Origin of the sequence: uncultured Methanobrevibacter sp., assembly GCF_937906425.1 — an archaeon.
Taxonomy (GTDB): domain Archaea; phylum Methanobacteriota; class Methanobacteria; order Methanobacteriales; family Methanobacteriaceae; genus Methanobrevibacter.
Genome location: NZ_CALCYR010000268.1, coordinates 1 through 7,033, shown reverse-complemented (window position 1 = coordinate 7,033; position 7,033 = coordinate 1). Strand labels below are relative to the sequence as shown.

6 protein-coding genes and 1 pseudogene are annotated in these 7,033 nt (G+C 31.5%); all 7 read right to left on the bottom strand.

Features of this window, described 5'->3' with window-relative positions:
- A pseudogene (locus Q0138_RS07920) lies at positions 1-555 on the bottom strand (hypothetical protein); the annotation flags it as partial.
- A gap of 161 nt (positions 556-716) precedes the next feature.
- Positions 717-1,388 (bottom strand): response regulator transcription factor, encoded by a 672-nt coding sequence (locus Q0138_RS07915; RefSeq protein WP_297983093.1) that lies wholly within the window; start codon positions 1,386-1,388, stop codon positions 717-719.
- Between the two features lie 134 nt (positions 1,389-1,522).
- Positions 1,523-2,095 carry an FmdE family protein gene (locus tag Q0138_RS07910; protein ID WP_297983090.1) on the bottom strand — a complete coding sequence of 191 codons (573 nt, stop codon included), beginning with the start codon at positions 2,093-2,095 and terminating at the stop codon, positions 1,523-1,525.
- Positions 2,096-2,505: 410 nt separating this feature from the next.
- A complete protein-coding gene (locus Q0138_RS07905; protein ID WP_297983085.1) occupies positions 2,506-3,339 on the bottom strand; it encodes an ABC transporter ATP-binding protein in 834 nt (277 codons plus the stop codon).
- 214 nt (positions 3,340-3,553) lie between these two features.
- Positions 3,554-4,579 (bottom strand): iron ABC transporter permease, encoded by a 1,026-nt coding sequence (locus Q0138_RS07900; protein ID WP_297983082.1) that lies wholly within the window; start codon positions 4,577-4,579, stop codon positions 3,554-3,556.
- A gap of 273 nt (positions 4,580-4,852) precedes the next feature.
- The gene (locus Q0138_RS07895) at positions 4,853-5,959 is read right to left on the bottom strand and encodes an ABC transporter substrate-binding protein (RefSeq protein WP_297983079.1); all 1,107 of its coding nucleotides are present in this window, start codon (positions 5,957-5,959) and stop codon (positions 4,853-4,855) included.
- Positions 5,960-6,329: 370 nt separating this feature from the next.
- Entirely contained in the window at positions 6,330-6,920 is a 591-nt protein-coding gene (hxlB, locus tag Q0138_RS07890; protein ID WP_297983076.1) for a 6-phospho-3-hexuloisomerase, read from the bottom strand.
- Positions 6,921-7,033 lie beyond the last annotated feature (113 nt).

The window sequence follows — 7,033 nt, the reverse complement described above, 5'->3', positions numbered from 1 at the left end:
ATCAATTACAGAAATGGGGGTTCTAAGTTCGTGGGAAGCGTCCGCAATAAAAGCCTTTTGCCGTTCAAATGCATCTTGAATCGGCTTAGTGATTTTTCTAGCACCTCCAAGAGACACTAAAAAAGTGATTGCAACGCTAAAAGCATAGACTATAATCGATATTCCATAAAAAAGATGAAGAGTTTGTATTTCTGCAATGCGATTGGTTATGCACACAAGAACAGATTCATCATCTTGCTGCACGATTTTATGAAAAATTCCTCTTTCTCTTACTCTACTCTTGCCATGTTGCACAATTTTTTTTATTACATTAATTTCTTTGTCGCTTGGGACAATTTTTTGACTAAAAACTATTTTGTAGTCAAAAAGTCCCGGATAAAAATAAATTGCCAGCGATTCGCTCGGAACAGAATTTAAATTTGCTATAGTGCCATCAAAAAACTGCACTTCAGAATTTAAAAGATAAGGAATTTGATTATTGCTAAAAATGTCCTCACCTTTTTTATTTGATTCATTTAAAGAGAAGTCAAGATTTTTTTCTTGCGTTTCGGCCATAATATCAAGATAGTCATATATTTTTTTATAGAGTCTTAAAGTTACAGTCAGATTAAGTATGACGATTATAACTAGCATTATAACAGCCATAATACATGTTGAGAGAAAAGTTATAACCCGCCTAAGCCGCTTGATTTCTTCCATCAATTTTATTCTACAGATTAACGGGAGGAATCTTCAAGGGAGTAGCCTATGCCACGAGCCGTCCTTATGCGCGTAGAAACTCCAAGATTTTCGATTTTTTTTCTGATAAATGAAATGTAGACTTCGACATTGTTGTATTCAATATTGCTGTCGCCACCCCAAATTTTGTCAATCAACTGTTCTTTTGTAATTATTTGATGAGGATGTTCAAATAGTATATCAAGAATTTTATATTCTTTTAAAGAAAGTTTGATAGCTTTTCCGTCGAGTGACTGGAGTTCACAGTTTTTTGAGTTTAGAATAAGGTTGTCGAATTGCCGAGAATCCTCTCGTAACTCGCCCTTGCGCCGTGTAAGAGCCCGAACGCGTGCCAAAAGTTCTTCCGTGGAAAAAGGCTTTGTCATATAATCGTCCGCGCCAAAATCAAGACCAGCAACTTTGTCAGAAACATCATCTTTTGCAGTTAAAAGCATAATCGGAACATTGTTCTTTGAATCCCGAATGGCACGAAGCACAGAAAGTCCGTCAAGCCCAGGAAGAATCAAATCAAGAATAAGGGCATCATAAATTTCGTTTGACGCGTACTCAACGGCATCGTTACCGTTAAAAACTGCATCAACTTCCATCTGATGTTTTTTAAAAATCTCCACAAGAGCCGAGGAAAGTTTTTCTTCATCTTCTACAAGCAATATTCTCATCAATAATAAATTATACACGATAGGCTTTATACAGTCTTAAATTTTTCTTAAAAAAATATTAAAAATTTGTGAAAATGAAAAAAGAAAAAAAGAAAATAATAAAGAATAAACTATAAAAAAGAAATTTAGTCTTCAATTATTTCGTAATAAGCTCCTTCTGCACATGGAATACAGACAGGTTTTCCACCACGGTTTAAGTGACGGCCGTCAGTGATTTTTTCTCCACAACATGAACAAAATACACTGGTGTGTGGTTTTCCAGGCATTTGAGAAGGTTTTAATTCCACATGAACTTTTTCAACATTGAATAATTCTTCAGCAGGAGTTACTTTAAATCTTTCAATCATTTCGTCACGAGTTTCTCTTTTCTTTTCTTGCTTATTAGCATCAGCATCAGAAACTCTGATAGCTTCACCAGTAACCATATTATAGAAAGTTACAGCGAATTTACCATAATACATTTGTTTTAAAGATCTTTTTCCCATGGAACATTTGGTAACTGATTGAACTGCATCAGACATACATCTGTCGATTTCCAAGAAAACTATTAAATCTTTATGACGTTGATTTAATTCAAAACCCATTAATTCCATACCATACATTGCTAATTTAGTACCAATAGCTATTCCACCACAAATTTCTCCGTGGAATTCACCAGCTTTAGCTAATTGTTCTTCGTAATCTTCTATACTTACCATTTTAACACCTTTTAGTAAATAAACAATTAATATTAATTTTTATACAAATTCAATAATTTTAATAAAAATTTAAATTTCATTTTAAGATTAAAATCTTTAAAAAACTTTTAAAAATATCATTTAAATTTAATTTTTAAACTTAATTTTAACATTAAAATCTTTAAAAAACTTTTAAAAATATCTTTTAAATTTTATTTTAACATTAAATTCTTAAAAAAAAATTTAAAATTAATTCCAATTTAAAAATATTTAAAAAAATTATATAAAATCAAGTTATATAATAAGATTAATTTTTAAATTTAATAAAATTTTTGATAAAGATAATATTATTTAAAAATATTTAATGAAAATTCTGAATTATTTAAAACAAATAAAAACACTATCAAGACAATAAATGTCCCATAAAACTTTTAAACTTCTTTAGAGTATTTTTTAGAGTAATTGGTCATTACCAATTCCAAATTAGTCTTTAAAGGAACACAAATCTTTCTATTGTCCTCAAGCTCAACCAGTTTAACATCAATTCCATATGCCTCATGCAAGTTTTCCTCAGTCAGAACCTCTTCAGGACTTCCAAAGCCAATGAATGTCTTGTCCTTCATGATAGCAACCTTGGAAGCTGCCAGGAATGCATGGTCTGGATAATGTGAAGACATAATAACCGCAAGACCCAAATCAGACAACTGTTCAATAATCTCCAACAATTTTATCTGATTACCAAAGTCCAAGTGATTTGTAGGCTCATCCAAAATAAGAAGATCCGGCTCTTGGGCAAGAACTCTAGCCAAAAATACCAATTGACGTTCCCCACCACTTAAATTAGTGTAACTCTTGTCCTTAAGATCTTCAATTCCAAGAGTCTTTAATGCATTTAATGCAATCTCCTCATCCTCATCCTTTGGAGAGGCTGAAAGATTAATGTATGGAGACCTTCCCATCAGGACCACATCAAATACTGTAAATGGAAATGATGGAACATGCCCCTGGGGAATGTAACCTACTATCTTTGCAATGTCATTGAAGGAGAGTTCCTTAATGTTAATTCCATTAAGGCTTACAGTGCCTGAATTTACCTCATGAAGACCGTTCAAGGTTTTAATCAATGTAGTTTTACCAGTACCGTTAGGTCCTAGAATACATAAAACATCCCCCTTATCAATTGAAAAGTTAATGTTTTCAAATATAATTGGAGAATCCTTGTCATAGGAAAAAGAAACATCTTTAACTTCAACCAGTTTTGTCAAAATATCACCACATCAATTAAGTTCATAGGCCATTTTCTAAGTAAATAAATGAATAAATAATAAATAATAAATATAAATTTTAAGCCCAATAAATTATTTTCTAAACAAATAAACAAATGTAAAGTCTAATAAATTATTTTCTAAACAAATAAACAAATGTAAAGTCTAATAAATTATTTTTTAATTAAATAAATAATATTAAATGTCTAAATAATTAATTCCATTCGGAGTAACCTCTTCTAAGCAAATAAAGGAATAAAGGAACCCCTACAATTGCAGTTAAAATACCGATAGGAATTTCAATTGAAATGAAAGTTCTTGAAATATTGTCAATCAAGAGCAGGAAACTTGCTCCAATGCTTAAGGATGCAGGTAAAAGTATCTTGTGGTCAGGTCCAACAATTATACGAGTCATGTGAGGTACAACAAGACCTACCCAACCTATAATTCCGCTAATGGATACTGCTGCAGAGGTAACCAAGGTACATGCCACAATAATAATCAATCTAAGATTGTTTGGATTTAATCCCAATGATTGGGCTTCCTCATCACCCATAGCCAATACATTCAAGTGCCACCTTAAAACCAAAATGACAATTATTCCAATAACTAGAGGAATAATAATCATTGCCAACTTATCAAAATTGACTGCAGAGAGACTGCCCATAAGCCAATAGGTAATTTGAGGCAATTTGTCATATGGATCCGCCATAAACTTGGTACCTGATATCAAAGCATTGAAGAATGCAGAAACTGCAGTACCTGAAAGTACAAGAAGAAGAATTCCTCCAGCCTTGTAGGCCTTTGAAATACCATAAGTGATTGAGACTGAAATAATACCGAAAATAAATGCACACAATTGAATCAATGCATTTCCCATATTCATGAGAATTGCAATGGCCGCTCCAAAACCAGCACCCATGGATACGCCTAAAAGGTCAGGGGAGACAAGAGGGTTTTTAAATATTCCCTGGAAGGAAGCACCTGCAATTGACAATGCAGCACCAACAAGAAGTGCAGCCATAATACGTGGAAGGCGTATTGTAAATACAATTGAATTAAGTTCAGGGGAAACTGCCAATGATGGAAAAATAGGACTAAGAATGGTTTTTATTACATCAATAGGAGCTACAGGATATCTGCCTAACATAAATGAAACAAAGAAAAGAAATATTGGCAATACAATTAGCAATAAATAAATAGCCCACTTATCCAATGTTGAAGTCTGATTTTCACTCATAAAAACAAATCCTTAATCATAATTGCCAAAAAACAAAAAATAACAAATCATTAATCATAATTGCCAAAAAACAAAAAATAACAAATCCTCAATCGTAATTTTGCCAAAAAAACAAAATAATTTTAAATAAACAATTTCCATTCCTAAAAATAAAAAAAATAATTAAATAAAATTTAAATAAACAATTTCCATTCTAAAATTTAAATAAATAAACTTCTAAAAACAATTTTCCCAATAAAAAAAATAAAAAAAGTAGGAAATAATTTCCAAAGACTACAGGTCTGATTCATTCATACCAGATGAGATTAAAATGTCTTTTGCCTGGTCGTCACTTAAATCATAATGATAAAACTTACTGTAGAATGTTTTAGTAGCGTCAAGCATATCAATATTTGAATATTGATCAGGATAGATAACCTTAGCAGTCCAAGGAACTCCAATAATTATATTGGCACCCGGTGGTCTGTCAAACCATTTGAATGGAGACTGTGGAGAAATATAAACCTGATGGTTCTTAACTGCCTTCACACTAGCCCATTTTGAGTCATTATAAACATTATTATAGAAATCCTCATCAGTAGCTATGATGACATCAGGATTCCAGCTTAGAACCTGTTCAATGGAAACTGTCAATTCACTGCCTGTATTCTGAACTTCAGTGTCTGCAACGTTTTTACCACCGACCAAATTAATCAACTGACCGTGTGATGCTCCACTGGCATAAGTGGATAAACCATCCTCACCTGAAGCATAGTAAACAGATTTCCTTTCGCTTTCAGGAATGCTGCTTGCAGTGCTGTTAACTTCAGACAAATACTTATTATTGAAGTCAATAAGTTCGCTTGCCTTATCCTCAGCACCTAAAATCTTACCCATGAATTCAATTGTGGAACCGATTTTTGTAACATTTGTATTGTCTGTAACAGCAACTACAGGAAGGGAACCGAATTTTTCCTGACGTTCTTCAACAGTGGATAAATCCACACCCATTCCTTCGTCAATTGATTCGACAACAAAATTAGGTTCAGCAGCTATAAATTCTTCATAATTTCCGTCTTGACTTCCAAACCAACCGCCAATTACTGGAAATGCATCCTTATATTGATCCGGAACATATGTAAGCTCTTCATCAGTCCATTGGAAGTTAACACCAGCCAATTTTTCAGGAGCCAACATATAGATAATTGTAGTCATTGGAGGACTTGTAGCAACAATCCTATCGACACTACTGGGAATGCTAACTGTTCTGTTTGCCATATCAGTTATTGTATGATTTCCTTCATCAGAAATGGATGAAGGTGAAGCAAACAATGCAATAGCTGCACCGCATGCAATTAAAGCAATGAGAATAACCAATATAATTGAAGTTTTCTTTTCCATATTATTACCTTAAGTATTGAATAAAAAATCATTTATAAATATAAATATTTTACATATCAATTGTATAAATAATTTTCTAAAACTATTAAAAAAAGTCTTTTTTAAAAATTATAAGCAAATTAAAGATTTATGAAAGAATAAAACTTGTTCATATGATTAAAAATTACAAATAAAATAAAGAATAATTAATAATAATTTAAAAAATGAAAAAATAGTAAAAAAAGAATAAAAATAGCTAAAAAATAATAAATAAAAGTAAAAAAAAGTAAAAAAGAATAAGAATAGCTAAAAAATAATATAAAAGAGTAAAAAAAGTAAAAAAGAATAAAAAAGAAAAAAAGAAAAATTAAATTAAAAAAACCTTAAGGGATTATTCTAAAACAGTGTGTCTGTTTTTCAAGTCCTGCTCGGTTTTTCCCATAGTTTCCATTAATTCACTTACCATACCATCAAGGAAAACCAATGAAGTTAATTCAAATGCAGTTCCAAGTGGAGTAAGGGAAGTATAGTTTCCTTTAATTTGTCTTTTAAGATAGTTTTCGTCATCAACTTCAACTTTTGTTCTTCCTTTAACAAGAATAACAGCGTCTGCCAATTTGCCTAAACTACTTTCAGGATAGGAAGTTAAAGCAAGAACCTTTGCTCCTCTTTTTTTAGAGATTTTTGCTGCAGTAACAATTGTATTGGTTTCTCCAGAACCGGAAATTGCCAAAATACAATCTCCCTCATTAATCGCCGGTGAAATTGTTTCTCCCACAACATAGGAACTTAAACCTAAGTGCATCAATCTCATTGCAAATGCCTTAGCTGCAAGTCCTGACCTGCCTGCACCAGTTACAAAAATATTGTCTGCAGTAGTAATCACTTCTATAAAATTAGCCACATCTTCTTCATTCAAATAATCTTCTGCATCACGTATGTTATCCAATATCGCTTCAATTGCTGATTTCATAAACTCCATTTAAATCTACCTAAATCAATAAATATCTGTAAATATGATTTAAAACTATTAAAAATTATTAATATTTAATAAAAATTTAAAAAAATTAATATAAATTAATATAAATTAATAAA

Bases quoted from the DNA above. Each gene is read 5' to 3' on its own strand.
- Q0138_RS07910 (WP_297983090.1), bottom strand. From the start codon at position 2,095: ATGGTAAGTATAGAAGATTACGAAGAACAATTAGCTAAAGCTGGTGAA.
- Q0138_RS07900 (WP_297983082.1), bottom strand. From the start codon at position 4,579: ATGAGTGAAAATCAGACTTCAACATTGGATAAGTGGGCTATTTATTTA.
- Q0138_RS07895 (WP_297983079.1), bottom strand. From the start codon at position 5,959: ATGGAAAAGAAAACTTCAATTATATTGGTTATTCTCATTGCTTTAATT.
- hxlB (WP_297983076.1), bottom strand. From the start codon at position 6,920: ATGGAGTTTATGAAATCAGCAATTGAAGCGATATTGGATAACATACGT.